25 protein-coding genes are annotated in these 25,480 nt (G+C 66.3%); 10 read left to right on the forward strand and 15 right to left on the reverse strand.

The features are described 5' to 3' along the window. Positions 1 to 13: 13 nt before the first annotated feature. The 3 genes from AC1DQR_RS29100 to AC1DQR_RS29110 are packed head-to-tail and all read right to left on the reverse strand — an operon-like array spanning position 14 to position 4,063. Positions 14 to 979, reverse strand: coding sequence for an ABC transporter permease (locus tag AC1DQR_RS29100; RefSeq protein WP_150986154.1), 966 nt, complete (start codon positions 977 to 979; stop codon positions 14 to 16). Between the two features lie 16 nt (positions 980 to 995). Next, positions 996 to 2,585: an ABC transporter substrate-binding protein gene (locus AC1DQR_RS29105; RefSeq protein ID WP_477134235.1), complete on the reverse strand. Its 1,590-nt coding sequence runs from the start codon at positions 2,583 to 2,585 to the stop codon at positions 996 to 998. Positions 2,586 to 2,620: 35 nt separating this feature from the next. Continuing rightward, on the reverse strand, positions 2,621 to 4,063 hold the full coding sequence (locus tag AC1DQR_RS29110; RefSeq protein ID WP_477134236.1) for a leucyl aminopeptidase family protein: 1,443 nt from the start codon (positions 4,061 to 4,063) through the stop codon (positions 2,621 to 2,623). Between the two features lie 185 nt (positions 4,064 to 4,248). Here AC1DQR_RS29110 and AC1DQR_RS29115 point away from each other — a divergent pair, with 185 nt between their 5' ends. Continuing rightward, positions 4,249 to 5,637, forward strand: coding sequence for a lysozyme inhibitor LprI family protein (locus tag AC1DQR_RS29115; protein WP_477134237.1), 1,389 nt, complete (start codon positions 4,249 to 4,251; stop codon positions 5,635 to 5,637). Positions 5,638 to 5,674: 37 nt separating this feature from the next. Here AC1DQR_RS29115 and AC1DQR_RS29120 read toward each other — a convergent pair whose 3' ends face one another. Together AC1DQR_RS29120 and AC1DQR_RS29125 are read right to left on the reverse strand one after the other, a co-directional pair. Further along, complete coding sequence (locus tag AC1DQR_RS29120) at positions 5,675 to 6,529, reverse strand: hypothetical protein (RefSeq protein WP_477134238.1); 855 nt, start codon at positions 6,527 to 6,529, stop codon at positions 5,675 to 5,677. Between the two features lie 235 nt (positions 6,530 to 6,764). After that, complete coding sequence (locus AC1DQR_RS29125) at positions 6,765 to 7,598, reverse strand: hypothetical protein (protein ID WP_416052108.1); 834 nt, start codon at positions 7,596 to 7,598, stop codon at positions 6,765 to 6,767. A 244-nt stretch (positions 7,599 to 7,842) separates the two neighbouring features. On the opposite strand from AC1DQR_RS29125, the gene AC1DQR_RS29130 reads away from it, so the two are divergent. The 3 genes from AC1DQR_RS29130 to AC1DQR_RS29140 all read left to right on the forward strand — a co-directional run bounded on the left by AC1DQR_RS29130 (position 7,843) and on the right by AC1DQR_RS29140 (position 10,569). Beyond that, the gene (locus AC1DQR_RS29130; protein ID WP_416052109.1) at positions 7,843 to 8,232 is read left to right on the forward strand and encodes a hypothetical protein; all 390 of its coding nucleotides are present in this window, start codon (positions 7,843 to 7,845) and stop codon (positions 8,230 to 8,232) included. A 238-nt stretch (positions 8,233 to 8,470) separates the two neighbouring features. Continuing rightward, entirely contained in the window at positions 8,471 to 9,580 is a 1,110-nt protein-coding gene (locus AC1DQR_RS29135; RefSeq protein ID WP_416052110.1) for an LLM class flavin-dependent oxidoreductase, read from the forward strand. A 20-nt stretch (positions 9,581 to 9,600) separates the two neighbouring features. Continuing rightward, positions 9,601 to 10,569: an ABC transporter substrate-binding protein gene (locus tag AC1DQR_RS29140; protein WP_416052111.1), complete on the forward strand. Its 969-nt coding sequence runs from the start codon at positions 9,601 to 9,603 to the stop codon at positions 10,567 to 10,569. 87 nt (positions 10,570 to 10,656) lie between these two features. On the opposite strand, the gene AC1DQR_RS29145 is transcribed toward AC1DQR_RS29140, so the two are convergent. From AC1DQR_RS29145 to AC1DQR_RS29170, 6 genes are all read right to left on the reverse strand, one after another. Further along, complete coding sequence (locus tag AC1DQR_RS29145; protein WP_416052112.1) at positions 10,657 to 11,394, reverse strand: GGDEF domain-containing protein; 738 nt, start codon at positions 11,392 to 11,394, stop codon at positions 10,657 to 10,659. Between the two features lie 7 nt (positions 11,395 to 11,401). Next, positions 11,402 to 11,791 (reverse strand): DUF1987 domain-containing protein, encoded by a 390-nt coding sequence (locus tag AC1DQR_RS29150; protein ID WP_043354443.1) that lies wholly within the window; start codon positions 11,789 to 11,791, stop codon positions 11,402 to 11,404. 29 nt (positions 11,792 to 11,820) lie between these two features. Continuing rightward, on the reverse strand, positions 11,821 to 12,390 hold the full coding sequence (locus AC1DQR_RS29155; RefSeq protein ID WP_174427012.1) for a SiaB family protein kinase: 570 nt from the start codon (positions 12,388 to 12,390) through the stop codon (positions 11,821 to 11,823). A gap of 28 nt (positions 12,391 to 12,418) precedes the next feature. Then, on the reverse strand, positions 12,419 to 13,654 hold the full coding sequence (locus tag AC1DQR_RS29160) for a SpoIIE family protein phosphatase (RefSeq protein ID WP_416052113.1): 1,236 nt from the start codon (positions 13,652 to 13,654) through the stop codon (positions 12,419 to 12,421). 118 nt (positions 13,655 to 13,772) lie between these two features. Beyond that, the gene (locus tag AC1DQR_RS29165) at positions 13,773 to 14,861 is read right to left on the reverse strand and encodes a helix-turn-helix domain-containing protein (RefSeq protein ID WP_477134239.1); all 1,089 of its coding nucleotides are present in this window, start codon (positions 14,859 to 14,861) and stop codon (positions 13,773 to 13,775) included. 32 nt (positions 14,862 to 14,893) lie between these two features. Beyond that, positions 14,894 to 16,411 carry a hypothetical protein gene (locus tag AC1DQR_RS29170; RefSeq protein WP_477134240.1) on the reverse strand — a complete coding sequence of 506 codons (1,518 nt, stop codon included), beginning with the start codon at positions 16,409 to 16,411 and terminating at the stop codon, positions 14,894 to 14,896. Between the two features lie 215 nt (positions 16,412 to 16,626). On the opposite strand from AC1DQR_RS29170, the gene AC1DQR_RS29175 reads away from it, so the two are divergent. The 6 genes from AC1DQR_RS29175 to AC1DQR_RS29200 all read left to right on the forward strand — a co-directional run bounded on the left by AC1DQR_RS29175 (position 16,627) and on the right by AC1DQR_RS29200 (position 20,516). Further along, entirely contained in the window at positions 16,627 to 16,980 is a 354-nt protein-coding gene (locus AC1DQR_RS29175; RefSeq protein ID WP_477134241.1) for a YciI family protein, read from the forward strand. A 172-nt stretch (positions 16,981 to 17,152) separates the two neighbouring features. Continuing rightward, complete coding sequence (locus AC1DQR_RS29180) at positions 17,153 to 17,566, forward strand: YciI family protein (RefSeq protein WP_477134242.1); 414 nt, start codon at positions 17,153 to 17,155, stop codon at positions 17,564 to 17,566. A gap of 66 nt (positions 17,567 to 17,632) precedes the next feature. Next, the gene (locus tag AC1DQR_RS29185; protein WP_477134243.1) at positions 17,633 to 18,175 is read left to right on the forward strand and encodes an SRPBCC family protein; all 543 of its coding nucleotides are present in this window, start codon (positions 17,633 to 17,635) and stop codon (positions 18,173 to 18,175) included. Positions 18,176 to 18,233: 58 nt separating this feature from the next. Next, complete coding sequence (locus AC1DQR_RS29190) at positions 18,234 to 18,650, forward strand: VOC family protein (RefSeq protein ID WP_477134244.1); 417 nt, start codon at positions 18,234 to 18,236, stop codon at positions 18,648 to 18,650. A gap of 5 nt (positions 18,651 to 18,655) precedes the next feature. Beyond that, positions 18,656 to 19,942 (forward strand): RNA polymerase sigma factor, encoded by a 1,287-nt coding sequence (locus tag AC1DQR_RS29195; RefSeq protein ID WP_477134245.1) that lies wholly within the window; start codon positions 18,656 to 18,658, stop codon positions 19,940 to 19,942. 217 nt (positions 19,943 to 20,159) lie between these two features. Further along, a complete protein-coding gene (locus tag AC1DQR_RS29200; RefSeq protein ID WP_150986171.1) occupies positions 20,160 to 20,516 on the forward strand; it encodes a calcium-binding protein in 357 nt (118 codons plus the stop codon). 599 nt (positions 20,517 to 21,115) lie between these two features. On the opposite strand, the gene AC1DQR_RS29205 is transcribed toward AC1DQR_RS29200, so the two are convergent. The 4 genes from AC1DQR_RS29205 to AC1DQR_RS29220 are packed head-to-tail and all read right to left on the reverse strand — an operon-like array spanning position 21,116 to position 25,414. Beyond that, positions 21,116 to 22,315: an ABC transporter permease gene (locus AC1DQR_RS29205; protein WP_416052121.1), complete on the reverse strand. Its 1,200-nt coding sequence runs from the start codon at positions 22,313 to 22,315 to the stop codon at positions 21,116 to 21,118. Between the two features lie 3 nt (positions 22,316 to 22,318). Next, entirely contained in the window at positions 22,319 to 23,527 is a 1,209-nt protein-coding gene (locus AC1DQR_RS29210) for an ABC transporter permease (RefSeq protein WP_416052122.1), read from the reverse strand. Then, entirely contained in the window at positions 23,514 to 24,209 is a 696-nt protein-coding gene (locus AC1DQR_RS29215) for an ABC transporter ATP-binding protein (protein WP_416052123.1), read from the reverse strand. The genes AC1DQR_RS29210 and AC1DQR_RS29215 overlap by 14 nt, the downstream gene beginning before the upstream one ends. Continuing rightward, entirely contained in the window at positions 24,206 to 25,414 is a 1,209-nt protein-coding gene (locus AC1DQR_RS29220; protein ID WP_416052124.1) for an efflux RND transporter periplasmic adaptor subunit, read from the reverse strand. Before AC1DQR_RS29220 ends, AC1DQR_RS29215 begins: the two co-directional genes overlap by 4 nt. Positions 25,415 to 25,480: the final 66 nt, after the last annotated feature.

The following is a 25,480-nucleotide window of genomic DNA, read 5'->3' on the forward strand; positions in this document are numbered from 1 at the left end:
GGTCATGGAGAGGTCAGGCACGGCGCAGGCGCGGGTCTACCAGCAGGTAGACCAGGTCCACCGCCAGGTTGATGCACACGTACAGCACCGCGATCATGAGCAGGTAGGCGGCGATCACCGGCACGTCCACCGCCTGGATCGACGAGATGAACAGCAGCCCCACGCCGGGCCACTGGAACACCGTCTCGGTGACGATGGCGAAGGCGATCAGCGAGCCGATCTGCAGCCCGGTGATGGTGACCACCGGGATCAGCGTATTGCGCAGCGCGTGGCCGTAGTGGATGCGCCGCTCGGGCAGCCCGCGCGCGCGGGCAAAGCGCACGTAGTCGGTGCGCAGCGCCTCCATCATTTCCGCGCGCACCAGGCGCATGATGAGTGTCAGCTTGAACAGGCCTAGCGTGGCCACTGGCAGCACCAGCGACGCCCAGCCGGAGCGCGTGAGCAGGCCCGTGTTCCACCCGCCCAAGGCCACGGTGTCGCCGCGCCCGAACGAGGGCAGCCAGCGCAGCTCCACGGCAAACAGGTAGATCAGCAGGATGCCGATCAGGAAGGTCGGCAGCGAGACGCCGACCAGCGACACCGTCATCAGCACGCGGCTGGCCCAGCCGTCGCGCTGTATCGCCGTGTAGACGCCCAGCGCCACGCCGCCCAGCACGGCGACCACCGCCGCCACCAGCGCCAGCTCCAGCGTGGCAGGCGCGCGCTCCAGGATGACTTGCGTTACCGGCCGCTTGACCCGGTAGGAGATGCCGAACTGGCCGCGCAGCACGTTGCCGAGATAGCGCGCGTACTGCACGGGCACGGGCCGGTCAAAGCCCAGTTCGGCCACCAGTGCCTGGCGGTCTTCGATCGAGGCATCCTCGCCCAGCAGGCTGACCGTGGGGTCGCCGATATGGCGAAACACCAGGAAGGCGATAAAGGACACGGCCAGCAGCACCAGCAGCGACTGGCCGAGACGGCGGAGAAGGTGGACCAGCATCAGCGCGCGCCCATTGTCACGACTTCGCCAGCTTGAACAGCTTGAAGTAGGGCGTGTTCGACGGGTTCACCGGGATGTCGAACTTGCGCACCATGGCATAGGTCTGGATCTGGTCGTGCAGCGGCAGGTAGACCAGTTCGTTCTGCACCGTGGTCCAGATGCTCTTGATGGTGGCGTCGCGCTGCTTCTGCTCGCCCTCGCTTGAGAGCGAAACGATCTTCGCATCCAGCTCCGGGTTGCTGTAGCGCGTGGCATTGGTGGCGCCGCGCGCATTCTTGCCGCGCGTGTGGACCAGGTAGTCGAAGATGTAGGCGGAGTCGTAGGTCGGCACGCCCCAGCCGTACAGGTAGAAGTCCGTATCCAGATTGTTGATGGCGGCGGTCTGGATCGCCAGCGGGCGCGAGACCACCGTGGTCTTGACGCCAATGCGGCCCAGGAAGCCGGCAGCCGCCTGGCAGATCGCTTCGTCGTTGAGGTAGCGGTCGTTGGTGCAATGCAGGGTGATGCCGAAGCCGTTGGGGTAGCCGGCTTGCGCCAGCAGCGCCTTGGCGCGTGCCACGTCGGGCTTGCCGACTACGTCGAAGGCCTTGTCATAGCCATGCACGAACGGCGGCGCGATGATATTGGTCGGCACCGACAGGCCGCGCATCACGGCCGTCTTGATGGCGTTGCGGTCGATGGCGAGCTGGAACGCCTCGCGCACGCGGCGGTCGGCCAGTGGGTTGCGGTCCTTCACGTCCGAGTACTTCAAGGGCGCGTTGCCCACGTTCAGGCCGAAGAAGATCACACGGTTTTCCGCTGCCTGGTTGACGCGCAGCGTGGGGTCGGCGCGCAGCCGCGCCGTGTCCTGGATCGGCAGGTCCTGCACGAAGTCCACCTCGCCGGAGAGCAGCGCGGCCACGCGGGTGGCGGGCGACTTGATCGGCAGGTAGACCAGCTCGTCGATCTCCAGCGGGAACTGGCCGCGGCCCCAGTACTGCGGGAAGAGCTTGAGCACCGTGCGCACGTCCTGCTCGCGCGACACCAGCGTGTACGGGCCGGTGCCGTTCACATTGCGCGTGGCGTAAGTCTCTTCCTTGGCCGAGGCGTTCTGCGGTTGCTCCACGTTGTGCGACTTGGACCATGCCGCGCTCAGGATCTGGATATTGGTCAGGTTGTCGGGCAGCAGCGGGTTGGGGCCGGCGGTCTTGATGCGGATGACGAAGGGCGAAACCTTGGTCACCTCGGTGATCGAGACCAGCAGCGATTTCATGTCCGAGGTGGGCGACTTGGCGCGCAACAGAGAGAACACTGCATCGTCGGCGGTCAGCACGCTGCCATCGTGGAACTTCACGCCCTTGCGTAGCTGGAACTCCCATACCGTGGGGTCTTCCGTGCGCCGCCACGAGGTGGCCAGCGTGGGCAGCAGCTTGCCATCGGCGGTGCGGATGATCAGCGGCTCGTAGACCTGGTGCAGCAGGTTGTGGTTGGGCCCGTTGTTGACGGCGTGCGGGTCCAGCGTGGAGGCGTCGGCCGAGCGCGCCCAGCGCAGGGTTTCGGCATGCAGCGCGGGAGCGGCCAGCAATGCGGCGGCCAGGGTGGCGGCCAGCGCCAGTCGTTGGATCATGTCTGTTGTTCTCACTTACGGTAGTTGTCTTGTCATCAGGAATGCGTGGGCTCGCCGGCAACCGCGGGAAAGCGCTGCGCCAGCAAGCCAAAGAGCGCGCGCAGTCCCTGCGCCTCGCCGCCGCGCGGGCGGCCCGGGCGGTCTTCCTGGTTCCAGGCGAACAGGTCCAGGTGCAGCCAGGGCGTGCCGTCCGGGATAAAGCGCTGCAGGAACAGGGCAGCGGTAATGGCGCCGGCCAGCGGCGCGGCGGCGGCATTCTGCGTATCCGCGAACGACGACTTGAGCATGACGTGATAGGGCTGCCACAGCGGCATGCGCCACAGCGGATCGGCCAGCCGCCGGGCCTGTGCGAGCAGGTCGGCGGCAAGGGCGTCGTCATTGCTGAACAGCGCGGGCAGCTCCGGCCCAAGCGCGACGCGGGCCGCGCCGGTCAGCGTGGCCAGGTCGATGGCGATGGCGGCGCTCTCCTGGCGCTCGCCCAGCGCGTGATGCAGGGCATCGGCCAGCACCAGCCGGCCCTCCGCATCGGTGTTTTCGATTTCCACCGACGTGCCATTGGCGGCGCGGATCACGTCGCCTGGGCGCAGCGCGCCGGCGCCGACGGCGTTTTCCACGGCCGGCACCACCAGGGTCAGCCGCACGGGCAGGCGCGCCTGCATCACCAGCTGCGCAAGCGCAATGGCGTGGGCCGCGCCGCCCATGTCTTTCTTCATCCAGCGCATGCCCTGCGCCGGCTTGATATCCAGCCCGCCTGAATCGAAGCACACGCCCTTGCCGACCAGCACCACGCGCGGCGCAGCCGGGTCGCCCCAATGCAGCGTGGCCACGCGCGGCGCTTCGGCAGCCGCGCGGCCCACGGCGTGGACCAGCGGGAAGCCCGCATCCGGCAGGGCGTCGCCGATCCATTCCCGGAACTCGGCGCCATGCGCCTGCGCTAGTGCGCGGACTGCTTCCGACAAGCGTGCGGGGCCGAGGACGTTGGCCGGTGTGTTGACCAGCCGGCGTACCAGGCCGATGGCTGTGGCCAGGGGCTGGAGGGTTTGCTGCGTGGCCTGTGGCACGACCAGTTGCGCGAGGCCTTCGGCGCCTTTCGCCGCTTCGTCCACCGTGTCGCCCACCGTGTCGTCCTCGGTGTCGTCCCGGCTCGCGGGCAAGGCACCGATGGCCCAGCCGAGCGCGGCCAGCGGCGGTTCGTCCTGCGCGGCGGTGATGGCATAGCGCCCCGGTGGCAACTGCTTCGGCAGGCCCGCCAGTTGCCACAATGGCTGGGCCGGATCGGCGCCAACGATCACGCCCGCCAGAGCGCCTTCGCCATCCGGCAGCAGCAGCGTCTTGCCAGGCAACGGGACGAAGCCGGTTGCGCGTGCCCACTGCGCTTGCACCGGCGGCAGTTGTTCCAGCAAGGCCGCAAGCGTTTGCGGTGCCGCCACGTGGAGCGGGATGGCGCCATCGGGCAGCGTGGAGAAGCTTTGAGGCATGGAGCAGGTAGCGGCAGGCTTGCCATGAACAAGGACTTGCTAGACTACCGGCCGGTGCGCATCGGCACAAAGAAGCATATTGCGCTTCCATATGCGCTTGTTGAGAGGGCAGTGCCTGCTTGCCTTCCCAGGCTGAAACCACTCAGAAGAGAACGCGCGTTGTGAATGTGAATATCAGGAATTACTTGTCGCTGATCGCCGTGTTGGCGCTGTATGTCCCTGCCGCACAGGCGGCGCAGGCCGGCATGCAATGCGAGCGCGCGGCGAGCAGCACGGAGATCGCGATCTGCGCCAAYGMGGATCTGCGCAAGCTCGATGGCAAGCTCTCGGCCGTGTATGGCAAGCTCGCCAGCGCCCAGGCCCGGCAGCGCGCCGCGCTACGGCAAGCCCAGCTTGCGTGGCTGAAGGCCCGGGATCAGTGTGGCGCGGACAAGATCTGTATCAACGCGCGGTATGACGAGCGGCTTGCGGCATTGCAGGCGCAGCTGCGCGAAGCCGCCGCCTACAAGCCGGACAGCGTCGACCGGCAGGCGCTGGAGGACCTGCGCCAGGCCGTGGAAGCCATGCGCAAGACCGAGCCGGTGTTCCCGCTTGAGAAGGCCCTCGATGCGATCCGCATCAAGACGGGCATGACAACGTTCGCCAACGCGAAAGAAGACAAGCAGACGGGCGACGACGCGCATTTCCCGACGACGCGCCCCCCGGGCGTCACCAGCGACGAATGGCGCGCCTTGCTGGCCTCCGGCATCGAAGGCGGCGGGGAGAACGGCAACGCTTCCTACACGCTGATGGATATCGACGGCGACGGGCAGCGCGATCTCATCATCGACACCTATTCCGGTGGGACCGGGCTGTTTTCCTACGTGAGCGCGCTGCGGCGCGAGGGCGGAAAATTCGCGGGCGCCGATGGCTCGACGGGCCGGGCCGACGCGTTGGAGGAAGGAGGCTACCTATACTCGATCAACGGACGCGGCGCCAACCAGGCGGCGGACTGGGTCCGCCTGCGCGGACGCGTCTATGCCGCTTACCGGAGCAGTTACTACGGGGTGGACAACGTTCACCTGCTCAGGCCGCTGACGGTGGTTGGCGAGGTGCCAAGGCTTGCTGTGCAATACCGCTACCAGCTCTCCATCCCCAAGGTCCAGAAGGACGAAGAGAAGGGCACGGTCGCGACGCTGGACAGCACCCTGCATGCCGCCCTGACGCGCGCGCTTGCGCAGGCAAGCAGCGAGGCGGCGCGCGATGCCGGCACCATGGACAAGCCCCTTTGCCCGGTTCCGGACACCGTCAAGGGCGATGACCGTGGCGTCTACTACAGCTACGGCCCGGGCCACTACACCTTTGAAATCGTGGCAGACATGCCCGTCTGGGTAGGGCGCCAGTGCTACATCGGGCAACTGGTCGACTGGTTTGGCGGCTATTCACCCAAGGACGGGCTGTTCGCGCAACTGTGGATGCGCAAGCCGGAGGACCAAGAGCAGGCGCAAGCGCGGACGTATTCCGTCAAGGGCTTGCGCACCGCTGTCGGGATCAAGGCCTCGATCGGCAAGATGGAGGGCGACAACGGCATGTAAGCCACCGCTTGCCGCCGCTCGCCGCCCGGCCGCCGGATCATTCGCTGATCTCGACCTCCATGTTGGTGATGGTCGGGAAGTGCATGTCCTCCTTCAGGTTGACGGTAAACGCCACCCCCTTGCGCTTGCCCGCCACGAAGCCGGTGTTGCCATCCAGGTCGGACACAGCATCCTGCAGCGGCGGCGTCAGTTGCTTGTAGAAGGCCAGCACCTGCTCGATGCTGTCGGTGGTCTGCAGCCGGAGCACACGCTTGGCCTTGGCGTTGCTCAGCGCATCCTGCGCGGTGCGGTGAACGATGGCTCGCGGGTACAGCGGCACTTGCGACGAAAATCCCTTGGGGAGCTTGATCGGCTTGGCCGTGGTGTTGGCGGCATCCAGCGTGATGGTCTCCACCTTGGTGATCTTCTCGCCGGGGTCGGTCTGCAGGTCTTCGGGCACGTCCTGGCTCCACGCAACCAGCGGTTGTGCCTTGGCGCGATCGAAGCCGGGCCGCAGGAAGACGGACAGCCGGCCGTGCTGGTCGTCCTGGCAGCCATCCTTGCCGCATTCGCGGTGCACCAGCGCCGCGGCCAGCACGTCACCGCGCTCGTCTACCAGCACGGCCGCGCGCTCGGCGCCATGGGATAGCTGGCGGCGCGACGACAGCACGCGCTGGCCATCGGGCAGTTCCTGCTGGACCCGGTTGGCGCGCGACTGCAGCCCCGACAGGATCTGCTCGGCCAGCAGGCCGTCTTCCCAGTAGTAAGTACCGGACGCATTGCCGGCAAACCGGGTGATGGCGAGATCTAGCGCGGGGGCTTCCCGGGTTTCCTGCTGGTGGCTGGTGTCCAGGACCAGGACGGCATCCGCGGCCAGGGCAAGGGGCGCGGCGCCGAGGGTGGAAAGCAGCAATGCCAGCGCTGCACAGGAGGCGGGACGAATTCGAAGAGCCATACGGAAAGGAGAAATGGTAGGGGTTGTCAGTCCGGTAAACAAGAAAACGGGCCCGGGAGGGTCCGTTTTGACGGGAGGCTGCGAAGCCTGATGTGACCGTAAGTATATTTGGTAATGCCGGGGCGATCGATGCGGGGCCGCCAGCGACGGCGGCGACCGGCTTGAAATGGCTCCCACATCGCCCTCGCCGCGCTCAGTCGGCGATCTCCACCTCCACGTTGGTGAGGCTTGGGAAGTGTTCATTGCGCTGCGCCTCGACGGAAAACGCCACGCCCTTGCGCTTGCCGCTCACGTAGCCGCTGTTGTCATTCTTGCCGGTCTCCAGCTGCCTCATCGGCGGCGACAACCGTTTGTAGAAGGCCAGCACCTGCTCGATGCTATCGGTGGTCTGCAGCCGCACCACGCGCCTGGCCCGGGCGTCGCTCAATGCATTCTGCCCGGTGCGGTAGAGGATGGCCCTCGGGTACAGCGGCACCTGCGCCGGGAATCCCGTGGGGCGCTGGACCGGGCTGGCGCCTGTGCGGCTGGCATCCAGCGTGATGGTCTCCACCGTGGCGATCGTCTCGCCCCTGCCAAGCTTCAGGTCCTTGGGCACATCCTGGCCCCACGCGACCAGCGGCTGCGCCTGGGCGCTGCCGAAGCCGGGCCGCAGGAAAACCGACAGTACGGCGTGCTGGCTGTCCTGGCAGACGGATTCCTTGCCGCACTGCCGGTGCACCAGCGCCGCGGCCAGCACGTCGCCGCGCGCGTCGACCAGCACGGCCGCGCGCTCGGCGCCGTCGGAAAACTCCCGGCGCGACGCCAGCAGGCGCTGGCCACCGGGCAGCGCCTGCTCGAGCCTGTCCGGGCGCGATGCCAGGCCGGTCAGCAACTGCTCGGCCAGCAGCCCGTCCTCCCAGTAGTAGGAGCCGGAAGCCAGGCCGGCGAATCGGGCCACGGCCGGTTCCAGCACGGAAACTTCCCTGGTCTCCTGCTCGTTGCCGGTGATCGGGACCAGGACGTATTCGCTGGCCAGGGCATGGGGCAAGGCGGCGACGGCGGAAAGAAGCAAGGCCGATAGAACGCAGGGGATGGGACGAAATCGAAGAGCCATGCAGAGTGAGAGGAAAAAAGTAGGGATTGTCAGTCCGATCAACACGAAAGCGAACAAGAAAGCGGGCCCTGAAGGGTCCGCTTCGACGGCAGGCCATGAAGCCTGATGTGACTGCCAGTATACTTGGCAAAGCCGGCTAATTGAAGCCGCGCACCAATGATGGGAAACACAGAGAACGATGAACAAGAAGATGCCAGCAATCCTGATGGCCGCAAGCATGATCGTGCTTGCGGCTCCGGCGCATGCGCAAGCAGACCCGGCTGTGCTCAAGGGCATGTATGACATGTCCCGCAACGTCGCTGGCCTCACCAGCTACTGTGTCGGAAAGGGCTTCCTGAAAGCCGACAGCGTCAAGAACGCCAGGAAGATGGTCGGTCTGATTGCGGGGATTCCGGGGGTAGATACAAGTGGTGGCGAGGCCAGCGAGGCCGCGGGGCTGCGCGGTAACGTGCTGATGCCGGACGGCAAGGAGCAAGGGATTGAAAGCAGCCCGCTCGGCGCCAAGCAGTGGTGCAAAGACTCGGCACAAGGCGTGTCGGACGGTTTGAAGAGCGCGGCTGCCAGCTAATCACGCCGCGCCGAAAAAAAACGCATTCGGCTGCCCGAACCAGCGCTATCGGACGATGGCGCTGGTTCGGCGCCAGCCAGGCAAGGGCAGCCCCTCATCGTGCAAAACCGCATATCTTCCCTTGTTCTTATTCCTTAAGGATCGCCTATCCACGGCGTATGTTCATGTTTTGGCGATACGGCGCGCAACTCCCGCGCAGCCGCTTCAAATCATCGCAAACCAGGAACAGGAGCCTACGATGAGCGTGGAAATCATTGGCATGATCCAGAGCCAGAAGCAGTCGGAGATCCATCCGGCCAGCGGACCGGTCGTGGATCGCGACTATGTGCGGGCATTTGCGCAAGCGCATGAGAACTCCGGTTTCGACCGCGTGCTGGTGCCGCATCACTCCACCGGCCCGTCCGCCACGCTCACCATTGCCTACGCGGCTGCCGTGACCGAGCGCGTGCATTTCATGCTCGCGCACCGGCCGGGCTTTACCGCGCCCACGCTGGCTGCCCGGCAGATCGCCTCGCTCGACCAGTTCAGCGGTGGCCGGCTTGGCGTGCACTTCATCTCCGGCGGCTCCGATGCCGAGCAGCAGCGCGACGGCGATTTCCTCAGCCACGACGAGCGTTATGCGCGCACCGACGAGTACCTCGGCATCCTGCGGCGCATCTGGACGCAGGACAAGCCGTTCGACCACGAAGGCAAGTACTACCGCTTCACCCAGGGCTTCTCCGAAGTGAAGCCGGCGCAGAAGCCACACGTGCCGATCTTCTTCGGTGGGGCTTCGGACGCGGCGATTGAAGTCGCCGGACGTCATGCCGATGTCTACGCACTGTGGGGCGAATCGCTCGAGCAGGTCCGCGACATCACCACGCGGGTGCGCGCCGAGGCGGCCAGGCATGGGCGGCAGGTGCGCTTCTCGGTCTCGTTCCGGCCGATCCTGGCGCAAACCGAGACGGCGGCATGGGCACGCGCCAATGCCATCCTCGAAGCAACGCGCCGCCTGCGCGAAGCAGCCGGCCTGGGGCAGGGCGGCCCGCAGCAAAGCGAAGGCGCGCGCCGCCTGCTGGCCGCCGCCGACAAGGGCCCGCGCGTGGACAAGCGCCTGTGGACGGAGATCGCCAAGCTCACCGGCGCGCGCTCCAACTCCACCGCGCTGGTTGGCACGCCGGAGCAAGTGGCCGACGCGCTGCTGGACTACTACGACCTTGGCGTGACCACGTTCCTGATCCGCGGCTTCGATCCGCTCGACGATGCGGTGGACTACGGCCGCGAGCTGATTCCCCGCGTGCGCGCGCTGGTGGCGCAGCGCGATGCCGCGGCCGGCGCGGGTTCCGGTGCTGGCCGCAAGGCAGCCTGAAGGGGATGGCGAGCGGCAACATGACGGCATCCCGAAGACAATTCCTGCGCTACGGCGCATTGGCGGCGGCCAGCGGCGCCTTGCCGTTTTCCGTGTCGGCCCAGGGCCGGCCCGTGCTCAAGGCCGGCGACCAGAAGGGTGGCCTGCGCGCCCTGCTGGAGAGCGCAGGCGAGCTCAAGGGCCTGGCCTACGACATCCAGTGGACGGAGTTTCCCGCCGCCGCGCCGCTGGCCGAGGCGCTGAACGCCGGCGCGGTGGATTCCGGCCCGATCGGCGATGCGCCCGCCATCTTCGCGCTGGCCGCTGGCACGCCGATCAAGATCATTGGCGCCAACCGCTCGGACCCGTTCGGCACCGCCGTGCTGGTACGCGCCAATTCGCCCTTGAAGACGGCGGCGGACCTGCGCGGCAAGAATATCGGCACCAACCGTGGCTCCATTGGTCACTTCGTCGCCCTGAAGGCGCTGGAATCTGCCGGCTTGAAGCCCGAGGACGCCAGCCTGCGTTTCCTGCCGCCGGCGGACGCCAAGCTGGCGCTGGTCAACGGCTCGATCGATGCGTGGGCCACATGGGAGCCGTATACCGCGCTGGCCGAGACCAGCGGCCATGCCCGCGTGCTGGTGAGCGGGCGCGGGCTGTGGTCCGGTCTGAGCTATCTGGCGGCGACGGACAGCGCGCTGGCCGCCAAGCGCGAGGTGCTGCGCGATTTCCTGCAGCGCGTGGTGCGCGCGCAGGTGTGGTCGTATCAGCATGCGGACGGCTTTTCAGCGGCGCTGGCACGCATCATCGGCATCCCGCCCGAAGCCGCGCGGCTGCAGTTCGAGCGGCGCCGTACGCAGTGGCGCAACATCGATGCGGCAGTGATTGCCGAGCAGCAGCGCACGGCGGATTTCTACCTGAAGGCAGGGTTGCTCAAGCAGCGGCTGGATGTGCGGACCACGTTCGATACCGGTTTTCCGCTGCCGGTGCAGGTCAACCCGGTGAGCTGACCGGGCCGCAGGGGCCGCAGGGGGCGCCGAGCGCGCCGCGGCATGTTGTGGCTTGGCGTCTTGCGTGAACCTGACCGGCACGGCGCCTCAATGCAACGGCACCACCAGTTCGCTCTCCAGCAGGCTGACAACCCGGTTACGCCCGCTGCGCTTGGCCTGATACAACGCCTCATCGGCGCGCGCATAGGCCTGCTCGAAGCTCGTCCCAGGGGGGCTCCAGCTCACGCCGAAGCTAGCCGTCACCTGCAGCCCAGCCTTGAGCGGAAACACATGCTGCTCGATCTGCAGCCGCATGCGCTCCGCCAGTTCGACAGCAGCGTCCAGCCCGCGCGCCGGCAGCAGCGCAGCGAACTCCTCGCCGCCCACCCGGCCGATGACGCCCGCGCCTTGCACCGACCGCTCCAGGCAGTCGACGACGCCGCGGATCACGGTGTCGCCGACAGGGTGGCCCATCGAGTCGTTGACCCGCTTGAAGTGATCGATGTCGAGCACGATCAACGACAGGCTGTCCCCGGCCAGCACCGCGCCGGCCCGCTCGATGATGGCGCCGCGGTTCAGCGCGCCGGTGAGCGTGTCGCGCGTGGCGCGGAACTCCAGCTCGCGGGCCAGGTCCTGCAGGCGATGGTTGAGCCGGTTCATTTCCAGCTCTTCGCGGTCGCTGCGCCGTATCAGGCGCCGGGTTTCGCGCATCAGCCGCTCGTAGTAGCCGATCAGCTCTCCCAGCGTGTCGCGGTATGCCTGGGCACCGGCATCGGGATTGCCGAATACCGCCCTGGCGCCCGCCAGGACGCCGTTTTCCGACTCGAAGAGATCTGGCTCGGACATGCGCTGCTCAGCTCGCCGTGGTGGCGTGGTCGAGGAAATCGATGGCGGGGAAGTCGGCGTGCAGGTCCTGGCCGAATTCCAGGATCGTGTCGTCGTCCACGTCGTGATACCAGTGCACGATGACCCGGTTGCCCTTGTCGGCTGCGTCGTTCATGGCGTCGAACATGCTGAACAGCACCTTGGTGCTGGAGCTGTTGAAGTACGTCAGCGCCACGTGCACGGTGACTTCGGTGTCCTCGCAGGCCGCCAGGTATTTGCGCAGGCGCAGGATCACGTCGCCGTAGAACACCGCGGCGTTTTCCGGATAGGACTCGCCTTTGAGGGAGAGCGTGTGCTGCTTGAAATCAAAGCTCACCTCGGGCGAGGTCGGTGTGGCGGCAATGAACAGGTTTTCCATCAGTTTCCCTTTCGATCCCGTTCAGTCATTCAGATGGTTGCGGTAAGGAAGAACATCGTCGATACCGGGTCCGCGTCGATGGGCTGGAAGCTGTACTCCAGCGGCGCGCTGGCGTCGCGGGCTACCGTCAGGAATCCCAGGCCGGCGCCCTTGCTGCCTTCCGGCGCTTCGGCGCGCATGGTTTCCTTATAGGCCTGCTTGATCTGGTCCAGCGTCATGGTGCGCAATGGCTCCAGCGCGGCGCGCAGTTGCCCCACGCGGGTGATCGCCACCGGGTTGGAGCACATCAGCCGGTAGCGGTCATCCACCATGCAGATGCACACCGAGCCGTGGCGCAGCTGGTTGGTGTCCTGGGTGGGCGGCGTGAGCGCGTCGGACGAATAGTGGACAATGTTCTGCGCCATCTCCACGAACGAGGAGAACAGCTTGCGCCGGGTCGAGCCATCGACGCCGCTCACTGTCAGTTGCAGCCGGACCGCATCGGACATTGCCGCGATGATGTTCTGGGAAAAGTAGCCGACGTAGTAGAAGATCACGTTGCGTTCCCGGGCCATTTCAAAGAATGGCCCATATTCATGGTCAATCGAATTACCGTTCATCTCAGTGCTATAGCAGGCCATTGCAGGACTATTGAACGCGAAAGCAGAAAAAAGTCAGGTCGTCGCGGCGGCGGTGATGGCCTTGCCACGCACGATACTGGTCCAGCACGGCGTCGTTGATCTGCGCCGCCGAGGCATGCCGGCTGCCGCGGATCGCTTCGCGGATGCGGCGCTTGCCAAAGGCGATTTCCTTGGGGCCGCCGATCTGGTCGATCAGGCCATCGGTGGTCACAAACACCACGCTGTCCGGCTGGGTCTGGACAAGGCGGTTCCGCCAGGCAAAGTCCAGGTCGGTGTCCACATAGCCGACGCCCATGCGCTCGCCGTCCACGATCTCGCCTTCCTCCTCGCCAGGATGGAGCACGAACAAGGCGCTCTTGGCGCCGGCGAACACGAGCTGGCGGCTGGCGTTGTCAAACCAGAAGAACGCCGCATCCATGCCGTCATTCGAGCCAGGCGTTTCATCGTCGCCGTCGAGCTGCCCGAGCATCTGCTTGATGCCGCGGTTCACCGCCATCAGGAGCGCGCCAGGGTCGCGCGGGCCGCGCTGCTCGATGGCCTGGATCAGGATGGACGACGAGATCAGGGTCAGGAACGCGCCCGGTACGCCGTGGCCCGTGCAATCGGCCAGCGCGGCAAACCAGCCGTCCTCGAACGCGGCAAAGTGATAGAAATCTCCGCCAACCACATCGCGCGGCTCCCACACCAGGCCCGCGTCGCCGAGCGTCCTGGCCAGCGCCTCGCGCGAGGGGCGCAGCATCGAGCGCTGGATGGTGCTGGCGTAGTCGATGCTGTGCATGATCTGGCGGTTCTTTTCGGCCTGCATGTCCGCCACCACGCGCATCAGCTGCAAGCCATGCCCGATGCCAAGGAAGCGGCCGTCGCGCGCGATGATGAAACCGTCGGCAAGTGCCTTCTCGCCGTACTCCACCGCCTTGAAGGTCAGCGCTTCGATGCTCATCGCGGCATCGACCACCAGCGGCTCCTTGTCCATGAAGGCGATGCAGCTCTTGCGGTTGTACAGCTCGCGGTGATAGGGCTTGCTCATCTGCGACATGAAGATCGCGCGATTGATCAGGCCGATCGGCGTGTCGTTCTCGGTCACCGGCAAGCTGGCAAGGTCCCGGTGCTTGCCGAACACATCGAGGACTTCCTGATTGTTCTGTTCCGTGGTCACCGATGGCGTGGTGACGCAGAGATCCTCGGCACAGGGCTGCCGGAAGCGGGAACGAGCCAAGTGTGAGTCAACCGGAACGTCAGGCATCGCCAGGGCATTCGGACTATTGGGAAGTCGCCGATTGTATGGCGCGCGCATGACGGTTACGTGACATATGGCGCATGCGGCCCGTCCGGGGGCATCTCGCGGACGCCGTCGCCAGCGCTCAGAATCCCCGGAAATCCCTTGGGGACACGCCGTAGGCCCTGCGGAATGCGCGGGTAAAGTCAGAGGCACTGTTGAAGCCGGCTCCATAGGCGATCTCGCCGATGCCGATGTGCGCAAGGCGCAGGAGATCGTCGGCCGCCGCCCGCAACCTGCAGTTGCGGATATACGCGCCAAGGCCGCCTTCGTGCTCGAACATCCGGTACAGGGTTGGGCGCGGCAGCCCGAACGCTTGCAGGATGCTCTCGGGCGAGAGGTCCTCGTGGTGTAAGTTGGCCTGCACGTAGCGCTGCACCCGCTCCAGCATGGCGGCGCGGGCCGCCGCGCGCGCGTTGCCGGCAAGGCGCGCCTGCTTGCCGAATGCGGCAACGATCAAGTGCGCGCAGCCCCGGATGGTTTTTTCCGCATCGGCCTCGGACCGTGCCGGGAGGCTGCGGCAGAGCGACGTCACGTGATCGAAGATCAGGCGCGTCAGCGGCGAGGTATAGGTCACCACGCGGCCATGGATGGACTCGGCATCGGGGATGGCCGCCTCCACCGTGGCGCGCGGCACGAAGAAGGCCAGCACCCGGGCGCGCGTGGGGCGGTGCATGTGCATCGGCTGGTTCATGTCGAGCGCCAGGATGCCCGGCACGAACTGGGCGGATTTGCGCTGCCGGGTGAAGTCCGTCACCGTTTCGGTGATCCCCTCCACGGCCACATGGAAGACGTAGTCGCGCACGCTGTCGGTGGAGATGCGCGCGGTGGTGCGAATCTGGCCCACCGGATCGGTGCGGCTGTCCAGGTAGGTCAGGTCCTTGAGCACATAGGTATCGATCTCGCCCCGGAAGCCGCCGGCAACCTGCGCGCGCGAAACCGGGACATCGAGTATGCGGCCGACATAGTCGCGCCAGGCCGGCAACTGCAGCGCCACCGCCTCGTTCGCGACGGTGAAATGCTGGTGCACAATCGGCGGCGGGGTGGCAGCAGGGCCGGCGGACGCGGCCGGCTGGACATGCCTTTGCAGATGGGAAGCCAGGATCCGGCTGACGGTTTCTGAATAAGCCTGGGTCATGATGGCGTCGGGGTCAGGAAACAGCTCGCGTGCCAAGTCCGAGCCATTGTACCGACGACTCTCAGTGGCTAGTCGGTTGCCGGTGCGCTCGCTTCCTTCAGTGCGGCCGCGTCATACTCGCGCGCCGCATCGGCGGCGCGGCCGTTTTCCAGCACGCGGAAGCTGGCCGGATCGGCGCCGTCGATTGCTACCAGGTTCACATAGCCGATGATATAGGCGTGCTTGCGGTCGCGCGCAAAGTCCGCGTCGAGAAACTCCAGTGTGGGCAGGTGCACGCGCTTGGCCGAGACCGGCCGGCGCCCGAAGAACAACTGGTCGCCAGCCAGCAGGAAGCCAGGGTGCGGTACCTGCAGCGTATCGTGCGGCACGGCTACCTTGAGCGGCTTGTCGTCGCAGAACAATTGCGCGTCGTCCCATGCGTAGCAGCCTGCGATGCGCAAGGCATCCGGGTTCACGCCTTTCTTGGCCTTGCCGCGATAGAAGGCACGGCTGGCATCGCGGGCCCACGAGCCCTGCAGCACGGTAAACCCGGCGGGATCGACCTTGCGCAGGGCTTGCGGCGTTTGGTAATGGTTCGGCGCGTAGAAGACGGTGACGCCGTCACTGAGATAGCCATCCCCCAGCGTTTCCAGGCTGGATATCGGCCGCGAGGAAAGCAAGGTCAGCTCGCACGGGCCGTTGGCGTACCAGTGCAGCCAGTGGATGCCATGCGCATCGCCACAGAACACGCCGGTCAGGCCGTGGCCAACGGGCATTTCCCTCGCGGCAAAGGTGGCCGGATCGAGCCCGGTGAGGCGATGGCCGTCGTATTCCACTTCTTGCACTGGCGTGGCTTGCGCGGCGGGCGCCTGCAGGCGGTGCCACCAGTAGTCCTGCAGCGCGGGCAGGGCAGTGAAGAAGTCCCGCCAGTGCTCGACCTGGCGGTGGTCGAGCGCGGTCATGCGCTGGCCGTCGTCGATGGGGCCGATCTTGTCGGTCATGCGCAGCGGGCCGTCGCCACTGGGCGCTACCACCAGGCTGGCGCGATCGGCTTCGATGCGCTGGCCGAAGTAGTACACATGTCCGGCATCGGCAATGTAGTTGCCCGGCAAGCCCACCACGGTGGCGCCATCCGCGCCGATCACGCGCTTGCCGTTGAAGTAGGCCGACTCGGCGTCCACGGCGTAGTAGTCATGCATGTAGGTCACCGGCTCCAGCGGGCCATTCTCCGGCCAGCGCCAGTCCTGGTAGACCAGCGGCCGGAAGGCCTGCGGGCTGCGGGTGCGGATGGTCTTGCCGGTAATGAAGTAAGCCTGGCGGGCGTCGCGGGCGTAGCGCTCGTTGAGGACTTCAAAAGTGGCGATGTCGGCGTTCTCGATGCGGTAGAAGTAGTACCAGGCCGCACCGCTGCCTTGCTGGGCCTGCACGATGACGTGCTCGCCGTCGGTGAACCAGCGCCCGTCGATGCAGCGGAACGCTTGCGGATGGGCAATGGGCAGCGGGCTGCCGTCCTTGGCCCAGAGCGGCCGGTCGCTGTGCGACCAGATCACGGTGTCGCCCTCGATGAAGTACGAGGGATGGTTGGTTGGCTGGCGCGATGCGGTCATGGGAAGGCGTTGGGTGCCGGGTGGAGCAAGGCCGACATATTAACCTGTCCGCCCGGATCGGCAATGGTTGGCGAATCCTCGCTCATTGCAATTAACGGCCAAGCATTTCTGCCCTCCATCAGTGGCGCGCCGGCCGCTTGCGGCCGGCGGCCGAGGCGTGCAGGATGTGGGCGGTAAGCCATACCCGAAAATGCGCAAAACAAAGTGGAGACCCTATGTCGTACATGCTGTTGATTGTCGAACCCGTTGGCCAGCGCGCCGAGCGTTCCCCGGAAGAAGGGCGCCAGGCTTACGCCAGCATGCAGCGTTTTGCCGAAGGCCTGAATGAGCGCGGGCTGTTGCTGGGTGTCAACTCGCTCACGTCGCAGGCCAATGGCGTGCGCGTGCAGGTGCGCGAAGGCCGCCGCGACCTGCTCGACGGCCCCTTTGCCGAGGCCAAGGAAATGATCGGCGGCTACTTCCTGCTCGGCTGCGCCACGCAGGACGAGGCCATTGCCATTGCCGCCGAGTGCCCGGCCGCGGCATGGTGCACCGTGGAGGTCCGCGAGGTCGGGCCTTGCTTCCTGTAAGGCAGCCGGTGGGGGGCTTTTCTAGGTAATTACCCTTGGTCTTGAGGTTTTTTTGCCTCGGATGTCGATCCRGCGGCGCGCGGTTCGTCGTACCGGTAAGAGCCAGCGAGATGGCCGCGCCCTGCCACCGCCATGGCTTACCACCGACAAACTCAAGCTAAGGAGAACCGCGATGCGATTCATGATCCTGGTGAAGGCCACGCAAGACAGTGAAGCCGGCGCGATGCCGGACGAAAGCCGCTTCGCCGCGATGGCGGCGTATCACGAGCAACTGGGCAAGGCGGGCGTGCTGCTCGACGCCGCCGGGCTCAAGCCCACTTCCGCCGGCTGGCGCATCCGCTATGTCGGCGGCCAGCGCACCGTCATCGACGGGCCGTTTGCGCAAAGCAAGGAAATAGTGGCGGGCTACACGCTGATCCAGGTGCGCAGCCGCGAGGAAGCGATGGAATGGGCGCGGCGCTTCCCGTCGCCGCATGGCGATATGGCCGACGGCGAGATCGAGGTACGGCAGCTGTTCGAGCTGGAGGACTTCGCGCCGAGTCCTGCGCTGGAGCGCTTTCGCGACCTGGATGTCGGCCAGCACTGAGCCAACGATCCCACGGTCCCACGATCCCACTTGATCCCAACCCACCCTTTGCCGGATTCCGACACCATGCTCAAGCCCATCCTGCTCGCCGCTTTCGGCGCCATTGCCCTGCTGCTGATCTACGCCGCCACGCGGCCCGATACCTTCCGGGTTGAGCGCAGCGCCAGCGTCAAGGCGCCGCCGGAGCGCGTGTTCGCGCTCATCAACGACCTCCACAACTTCAACCAGTGGAACCCCTATGAAAAGAAGGACCCGTCCCTGAAGGGCACCTACGGCGCCACGCGCAGCGGGCAGGGCGCCGCCTACGCCTGGGAGAGCGACAAGGTAGGCGTGGGCAGCATGGAAATCGTCCAAACCGTGCCGGCTGCCAAGGTCACGATGCGGCTGGATTTCATCAAGCCGTTCGAGGCGCACAACACCGCCGAATTCACGCTCATGCCGCAGGCCGATGCCACCAAGGTGACATGGTCGATGGAAGGCAGCGTGCCGTACTTTGCCAAACTGGTGCATCTCGTCTTCAATATGGACAAGATGGTCGGCAAGGATTTCGAGCAAGGGCTGGTCAACCTGAAGACGCTGGCCGAGGCCCCGGCGGCCCTGGCCCGCTAAGCGGGGCAACCCGCCGAGCCTCCCCCCAATCACGCGAAACCGAATCCAAGGACGAATCATGCATAAGCAAATCTACCTGAACCTTCCCGTGGCCGACCTGCAGCGCTCGCAGGATTTCTTCAAGGGCCTGGGGTTCACCTTCAACCCGCAGTTCACCAACGACAACGCCGCCTGCATGATCATCGGCGAGAACATCCACGCGATGCTGCTCAAGCATGCATTCTTCAAGTCCTTCACCACCCGCAAGCTGTGCGATACCTCCGAGAGCACCGAAGTGCTGATCTGCATCTCCTGCGAGAGCCGCGCCGAGGTGGACGCCCTGGTCGCCAAAGCCTTGGCCGCTGGCGCTACGGCGCCGCGCGCGCCGCAGGACCACGGCTTCATGTACGGGCACGGGTTCGATGATCTTGACGGGCATATCTGGGAGTTGGTGTACATGGAGCCCTCGGCACCCGGCGCGACCAGCGCGGCCTGAAACACATGGTGACGACGACACCGACGCAGCGGGCGATCGAAGCCGTCTGGCGCATCGAATCCGCCAAGGTGATCGCCCACGTTGCACGCGTGGTGCGCGACGTGGGCCTGGCCGAAGAACTGGCGCAGGATGCGCTCGTTGCCGCGCTGGAGCGCTGGAGCGAGACCGGCGTGCCGGACAATCCCGGCGCCTGGCTGATGACCACGGCAAAGAACCGCGCGCTCGACCATCTGCGCCAGCAGGCACTGCACGCCCGCAAGCACGAGCAGATCGGCCACGATCTCGAAGCGATGGAGGCTCACGTGGTGCCGGATTTTGTCGATGCGCTGGACGCCGCGCGCGCGGACGATATCGGCGACGACCTGCTGCGGCTGGTCTTCACCGCCTGCCACCCGGTGCTCTCCACGGATGCGCGGGTCGCCATGACGCTGCGCCTGCTGGGCGGGCTGACCACCGACGAAATCGCGCGCGCCTTTCTCACGCCGGAGGCCACCATTGCCCAGCGCATCGTGCGTGCCAAGCGCACCCTCGGCGCGGCCCGCGTGCCTTTCGAGGTGCCCGGCCCGCAGGCACGGGCGCCGCGCCTGGCGTCGGTGCTGGAGGTGATCTACCTGATTTTCAACGAAGGTTATTCCGCCACCGCTGGCGACGACTGGATGCGCCCCGCGCTGTGCGAGGAAGCGCTGCGTCTGGGCCGCACCCTGGCCGGCCTGGCTCCGGAGGAAAGCGAGGTCCACGGCCTTGTGGCACTGATGGAGATCCAGGCCTCGCGCACGCATGCACGGGTCGATGCGCAAGGCCGCCCGGTGCTGTTGCTGGAACAGGACCGCAGCCGCTGGGACCGCCTGCTGATCCGGCGCGGGCTGGTGGCGCTGGCGCGCGCGCAAGAGCTGGGCGGCGCGCTCGGTCCTTACGCCTTGCAGGCGGCGCTGGCCGCCTGCCACGCCCGCGCCACCGCCGCCGCCGATACCGACTGGGCGCAGATCGCCGCCATCTACGACGCGCTGTCGGAGGTGGCGCCGTCACCCGTGGTGGAGCTGAACCGCGCGGTGGCGGTCGGCATGGCTTTCGGCCCCGAGGCCGGCCTGGAACTGGTGAATGCGCTCCTCACCGAGTCCTCGCTGGCGAAATACCACTTGCTGCCCAGCGTGCGCGGCGACTTGTTGTACAAGCTCGGCCGCTTTGCCGAGGCCCGTGCCGAGTTCGAGCGCGCCGCCGGCATGACCCGCAACACCCGCGAGCGCGAGTTTTTGCTGGGGCGGGCGCGGGATGCGGGGGATCCCCGGCCGTGACCCGCCAGCGCGCATTGCTGCGCGTCACCGCAGCCTGACTGGCAAAACGCTAATATCGGATACCGAAATAACTAAATTCCCCAATGCCGGAAAGCCGACGATGATCTTAGCCACGGGCCCGGGGGATCGATTGCTCCCGATCTCTGCACAAGCCATCCGGTCGCCCACGCCCGCGGGACCGGCAGGCGATACCATCAAAGTGTTCCAGGAGACTCTAATGATTCCACGGCTACTGTCGACCGCCAGCCTGGCGCTGGTCGCATTCTTTGCATCCGGCACTGTCGGCGCGCAACAACCCGCGCCGCAACCCGCCCCCCAGGCGGCGCCGCAAGCGCCCATGAATCCAAAGGAAGCCAAGGCGAAATTCGCAGAGAAGTTCGCTGCCGCCGATACCAACCACGACGGCAAGCTGAGCCGCGAGGAAGCAGAGGCCGGCATGCCGGAGGTCTACAAGAACTTCGACAAGATCGATACGAAGAAGAAGGGCGAGATTACGCAGAAGCAGATTGGTGCGTACTTTGCGGCCAAGGCCAAGCAGAAAGCCGCGGCGCAGAATCCGGGAAGCCTGAACTGACCTGGCGGTGCCGGCAGGGAGCTTGCGAGCTGAAATGTGCCCAGGTTCCGCCGGCAGCGGACGGTGGGACAGTATCGCAAATGCGGGTCCCTGACGACAGAGATCCCCGGAAAACTGGCCGGATCAAGACCAGTGCCGGGGAGCTTTAATGATGCCTGGATTCCTGGATTCCTGGATTCCTGGATGCCTGGATTCCTGGATTTTTCCTGGATTCTCTATATGCCTTTGATACCTGACAACGACGGAGGATCCCTGTTGTTCTTTCAGTCAGGTCAGGAGATTGAAGGCGAACCCTAGCGCAATCGCGCCACCGAGCGCCTCCACTGCTGCCAGCGCGAGAAGGTTCTTCAAAATGAAGCTTTCGTCCTGCTTGGTCACCATGGTGTTGTCTCCTGGAGTCGGAATCTCACGGCTGGCATGTAGTGGCAAGCTAAGCAGTGCCAATTCACGCTCCAGCCACGTCTTGATTCGCTTCCAGTAGACCGCAACCCGCAGCCGGAGAGAAGCTGGCATAAACCCCTATTCAGGCAGCCGGAGGCGCGCTGGCCTGGAAGCCGAGAAAGCTGCGGTTCGGGTTTCCAGTTTCCAGTTTCCAGTTTCTATTCCGAGCGCAAGGCCTCCTGCGGAGCAAGCCGTGCCGCCCGGCGTGCGGGCAGCACCCCGGCAGCCAGACCGATCACCACCGCCACCAGCTCAGCCAGCACGGCGTAGGACCACGGTGTGTGGACTGGCAGCGCCGGCAACGCCGCCGCGAGCACCAGCGCGATGCCCCATCCCAGCAGCAGTCCGGTTATGCCGCCGATGGCGGCGAGCAGCGCGGCTTCACCAAGAAAGAGGAGCATGACCTGTGCCTCGGTCGCCCCGATGGCGCGCAAGAGCCCGATCTCGGATGTGCGTTCGGCCACAGCGATGGTGAGAATCGTGAGGATTCCCACGCCGCCCACGATCAGCGAGATGGCGCCGATCGCTGCTACCGCGAAGGTGATGGCATCGAGCACGGTGCCGAACACCTCTAGCATCTTTTGCTGGGGCGTGACGGTGAAGTCCTCGGCACCATGGCGCGCGCTCAACAGGCGCTTGATGCCGTCCTCCACGTCGGGGAGCGGGGCGGTGGGATCGTAGGTGACCTCGATCTCGACCAGGCTTTCCCGGTTGAACAGGTCCAGGGCACGGCCGGCCGGTATATAGACCGTATCGTCCAGGTCGAAGCCCAGCATCTGGCCCTTCGCTTCCATCACGCCCACCACGCGATACCGTTCACCGCCTATGCGGATGCGTGCGCCCAGCGGGTTGTCGCCGCCGAACAGTTCGCGCGCCACTCTTGCGCCGAGTACCGCCAGCGTCCGCGCGGCGCGCGGATCGTCATCCGGCAGGAATTGCCCGGTGGCCACGCGCATGCTCAGCGCCTCGGTGAAGCGGGGCCCAACACCATACAGCGTCACCCGCCTGCTCTTGCCGAGGTAGTCGACTTCAGCATTGCCCTGCACCAGTGGGTTGGTCACGCGCACGTGGGGGGCATGGCGCAGCGCGATGGCGTCTTCGATCGTGAGCGGGCGCACGGTGTTGATCGACCCGAGCGAAGCGCCGTGGGTCTGGGTGCGGCCTGGCGTCACGCCGATCAGGTTGGTGCCGAACTGGGTGAACTCTTCGATCACGAAGCGATGCAGCCCTTCGCCGATCGAGGTCAGCAAAATGACCGCGGCGATGCCAACGGCAATGCCCAGCGCGGTGAGCGAGGTGCGTAGCCGGTGAGCAGCCAGCGAGGCGAGGGTGAAATGGATGAAGTCTGCGTAGCGCATGGGTCACCGTCCCGACAGGGCCAGCACCGGATCCAGCTTTGCCGCGCGTTGGGCCGGTGCCACGGTGAAGGCGATGGCGGTCACGACGGCGATGACCGGCGCCCCCAGCAAGGCCCACCAAGGCGGCGTGAAGGGAATCGCCGGATAGAGCTGTACGGCAAGCCTGCACGCGGCTTCGCCCACAGCCAGGCCCGCGGCCACGCCACCGAGCGCCAGCAGTACGGCTTCAGTGAGAAAGAGCAGCCGGATGTGGCCGGCGGTGGCGCCGAGCGCCTTGAGCAACCCGATTTCGCGCTGCCGCTGGGTCACGGCAATCAGCATGACGTTCATGATGAGGATGCCGGCCACGGCAAGACTGATGGCCGCGATGCCGCCCACCGCCAGCGTGAGCGCGCGCAGGATGCGGTCGAACGTGGCGAGTACCGCGTCCTGTGTGATGACGGTCACGTCGCGCTTGCCTTCGTGGCGCTGGCGAATGATCTCCTCGGCGTCGGCCTTGGCGCCCTGGATCTGCTCGCGGGTCTTGGCCTCGATCAGGATGCGGAACAGCGAGTCGGTGTTGAACAGCGCCTGGGCCGCGGACAGGGGAACGATGACCAGCTCGTCCGTGTTGAAGCCCAGCGATTCACCCTGGCCGGCCAGCAGCCCGATCACGCGAAAGCGCCGATCTCCGATGCGCAGCCACTCACCCAGCGCCTGGCGCGTGCCGAACAGCTCCATCGCCACCCTGGTGCCGATCACGCACACGGGCTGGCCATGGTGCGGATCGCCCTCGGGCAGGAAGCTGCCCTGGGCCAGCGCCATATGGCGCACCGCCAGCAATTCGGCGGTGGACCCCAGCACCGGCGCTTCGCGTCGCCGCGCGCCGACATGCAGATCCGCATTCCCGACAATGAGCGGCGCGATGCGCGCGACGGCGGGACTGCGCCTGAGTGCGAGCGCATCGTCCAGCGTCAGGTCGCGCGTGGTTGCGCCCAGCACGATCCCTGGCGCTGCGCCGGCTGTTTCGCTGCGCCCGGGCAGCACGATAACGAGGTTGGTGCCAAGTGCGCCGAACTGGTTCACCACATATAGCCTTGCCCCCTCGCCGAGCGCGCTCACCGCCACCACGGCGGCAACGCCGATTCCCATCGCGAGCAGGATCAGCAGGCTGCGTGAGCGGTAGCCGCGCAGTACCTGCCAGGTGAAGTCGAGAACGTCAGTGAGCCGCATGGCTATCCTGCCGCGCCTCGTCACCGGCAATGCCGCCGTCCACCATGCGCAGCCTGCGCCGGGAGCGGGCGCCGATTTCCGGGTCGTGCGTGACCACGATCAGCGTTGCCCCCTGTGCATGCAGGCCTTCCAGCACGGCCATGACTTCCTGGCCGGTATGCCGGTCCAGGTTGCCGGTGGGCTCATCGGCGAGAATCATCGCCGGGCGCATGGCCATGGCACGGGCGATGGCAACCCGCTGGCACTGCCCGCCCGAGAGCTCGTCGGGCCGGTGCCGGGCGCGGTCTTGCAGGCCGTACTCGCCTAGCAGCGCCTCCACGCGGCGCCGGCGTTCGGCCGGGTCCATCCCTGCGAGCACCATCGGCAGCTCGATGTTCGCGGCGGCGGTGAGGCGCGGCACCAGGTGAAAGAACTGGAATACAAAGCCGATCTTCTCACGCCGCAGGCGCGCCAGTTCGTCGTCCGGGAGAGCGGTGACGTCGCGGCCGCCCAACTGGTAAGCCCCGGTGTCGGCGCGGTCCAGCAGGCCCAGGATATTGAGCAAGGTGGACTTGCCGGAGCCCGATGGGCCCATGATGGAAAGGTACTCTCCCTGAGCAACCGCCAGGTCGATGCCATGAAGCGCGTGCACAGCCTCGCCGCCCAGCACGAACGTCCGCCCGATGCCGTCGAGCCGGATCATTTTGCTTGCATCTCCGCTGTAGCCGGTTCTTCCTCGACAGCGGCGATGCCCGCCTGGAGACCAATCCGTTCCGGTGAGGTGACGACGCGCTCGCCGCGCCTGAGCCCGGCGGTCACCTCGGTGAACTCCGCGTTGGCAATCCCGGTGCCGATCGTGCGCGCTTCCAGCCTGCCGGCGGGGGTCAGCACCAGCACGCGGTTGCCGGATGCCAGCGCCGTGGTAGGGATGCGCAGCGCCTGGTCGCGGGCATCGGTCACGATTTCCACATCGGCGCTATAGCCCACCAGGAGATGGCGGACTAGGTCGGGACTGTCGAACTGGACCTCGACCTCAACGGTGCGGGCCTGCTTCTCCAGCGCCAGGACGTAGGGCGCGACGCGCCGCAACCTGCCCTCGAAATGCCTGCCGCGATAGGCGTCCAGGGTGACCCGCGCCGGCATGCCTACCTGCAGGCGAGCCGCGTCGATCTCGTCGATCGGCGCGGATACATAGAGGCACGAGTCATCGATCAGGTCCACGGCAGGCAGCGTCGGGATGCCGGGCGGCGAGGGCGTCAGGTACTCGCCAATCTCGCCGTTGACTTCGGCCACCACGCCGTCGAAGGGCGCTTTCAGCACCGTGCGCGCAGTATCCGCGCGCGAGGCGGCGATACGCGCCCCGGCCTCCTTCACCTGCGCCTTCGCGGATTCGCACGCGGCACGCCTGGAGTCGGCGTCGGCATCGGTCCGCTCCACCGCCTGGGGCGAGACGAAGCCTTTCGCCACCAGTTCCCGCGAGCGCCTGGCGTCGCTTGCCGCCACCTTGGCTAGTTCGCACACTTCGCGCACGTGCGCGGTGGCTGTCAGCAACTGGTGTTGCGAGAGTTGTTCGCGCGCGACCAGGTCTTCGTTCCACAGGACGAGAAGTACCTGGCCAGCCTTCACGCGATCGCCCTTGTGGATATTCAGCACCTCGATGCGTCCGGCCGCCGGAGGCGCCAGCTTCGCCCGCCGGCAGGCTGAGACCGAGCCCGCCCGTGTGTTGGCGACAGTGGCCTCGACGCGCCCCTGCTCGACCTTGGCCGTCAGTACCGCTACCGGCTTGGCTCGGGTTGCGTACCAGCTTGTGCCAACGAGGCCTGCGAGTATCGCCACGACAATCGCGATGCGCCTGACGAGGCGGTTGCGCGTCAGCGTTCCTGGCGGAGACAGGGGCTTGTCTGGCATAGGGTAAGAGATGCGAAGACGTCGGGTGCGAATGCTGCGATGCATCAGCCTCACCGTCCCGCAGTC

This window comes from Cupriavidus sp. 05L411 (assembly GCF_056398045.1).

Bases quoted from the DNA above. Each gene is read 5' to 3' on its own strand.
- AC1DQR_RS29100 (WP_150986154.1), bottom strand. From the start codon at position 979: ATGCTGGTCCACCTTCTCCGCCGTCTCGGCCAGTCGCTGCTGGTGCTG.
- AC1DQR_RS29105 (WP_477134235.1), bottom strand. From the start codon at position 2,585: ATGATCCAACGACTGGCGCTGGCCGCCACCCTGGCCGCCGCATTGCTG.
- AC1DQR_RS29110 (WP_477134236.1), bottom strand. From the start codon at position 4,063: ATGCCTCAAAGCTTCTCCACGCTGCCCGATGGCGCCATCCCGCTCCAC.
- AC1DQR_RS29130 (WP_416052109.1), top strand. From the start codon at position 7,843: ATGAACAAGAAGATGCCAGCAATCCTGATGGCCGCAAGCATGATCGTG.
- AC1DQR_RS29135 (WP_416052110.1), top strand. From the start codon at position 8,471: ATGAGCGTGGAAATCATTGGCATGATCCAGAGCCAGAAGCAGTCGGAG.
- AC1DQR_RS29140 (WP_416052111.1), top strand. From the start codon at position 9,601: ATGACGGCATCCCGAAGACAATTCCTGCGCTACGGCGCATTGGCGGCG.
- AC1DQR_RS29145 (WP_416052112.1), bottom strand. From the start codon at position 11,394: ATGTCCGAGCCAGATCTCTTCGAGTCGGAAAACGGCGTCCTGGCGGGC.
- AC1DQR_RS29150 (WP_043354443.1), bottom strand. From the start codon at position 11,791: ATGGAAAACCTGTTCATTGCCGCCACACCGACCTCGCCCGAGGTGAGC.
- AC1DQR_RS29155 (WP_174427012.1), bottom strand. From the start codon at position 12,390: ATGAACGGTAATTCGATTGACCATGAATATGGGCCATTCTTTGAAATG.
- AC1DQR_RS29160 (WP_416052113.1), bottom strand. From the start codon at position 13,654: ATGCCTGACGTTCCGGTTGACTCACACTTGGCTCGTTCCCGCTTCCGG.
- AC1DQR_RS29170 (WP_477134240.1), bottom strand. From the start codon at position 16,411: ATGACCGCATCGCGCCAGCCAACCAACCATCCCTCGTACTTCATCGAG.
- AC1DQR_RS29175 (WP_477134241.1), top strand. From the start codon at position 16,627: ATGTCGTACATGCTGTTGATTGTCGAACCCGTTGGCCAGCGCGCCGAG.
- AC1DQR_RS29180 (WP_477134242.1), top strand. From the start codon at position 17,153: ATGCGATTCATGATCCTGGTGAAGGCCACGCAAGACAGTGAAGCCGGC.
- AC1DQR_RS29185 (WP_477134243.1), top strand. From the start codon at position 17,633: ATGCTCAAGCCCATCCTGCTCGCCGCTTTCGGCGCCATTGCCCTGCTG.
- AC1DQR_RS29190 (WP_477134244.1), top strand. From the start codon at position 18,234: ATGCATAAGCAAATCTACCTGAACCTTCCCGTGGCCGACCTGCAGCGC.
- AC1DQR_RS29195 (WP_477134245.1), top strand. From the start codon at position 18,656: ATGGTGACGACGACACCGACGCAGCGGGCGATCGAAGCCGTCTGGCGC.
- AC1DQR_RS29200 (WP_150986171.1), top strand. From the start codon at position 20,160: ATGATTCCACGGCTACTGTCGACCGCCAGCCTGGCGCTGGTCGCATTC.
- AC1DQR_RS29205 (WP_416052121.1), bottom strand. From the start codon at position 22,315: ATGCGCTACGCAGACTTCATCCATTTCACCCTCGCCTCGCTGGCTGCT.
- AC1DQR_RS29210 (WP_416052122.1), bottom strand. From the start codon at position 23,527: ATGCGGCTCACTGACGTTCTCGACTTCACCTGGCAGGTACTGCGCGGC.
- AC1DQR_RS29215 (WP_416052123.1), bottom strand. From the start codon at position 24,209: ATGATCCGGCTCGACGGCATCGGGCGGACGTTCGTGCTGGGCGGCGAG.
- AC1DQR_RS29220 (WP_416052124.1), bottom strand. From the start codon at position 25,414: ATGCCAGACAAGCCCCTGTCTCCGCCAGGAACGCTGACGCGCAACCGC.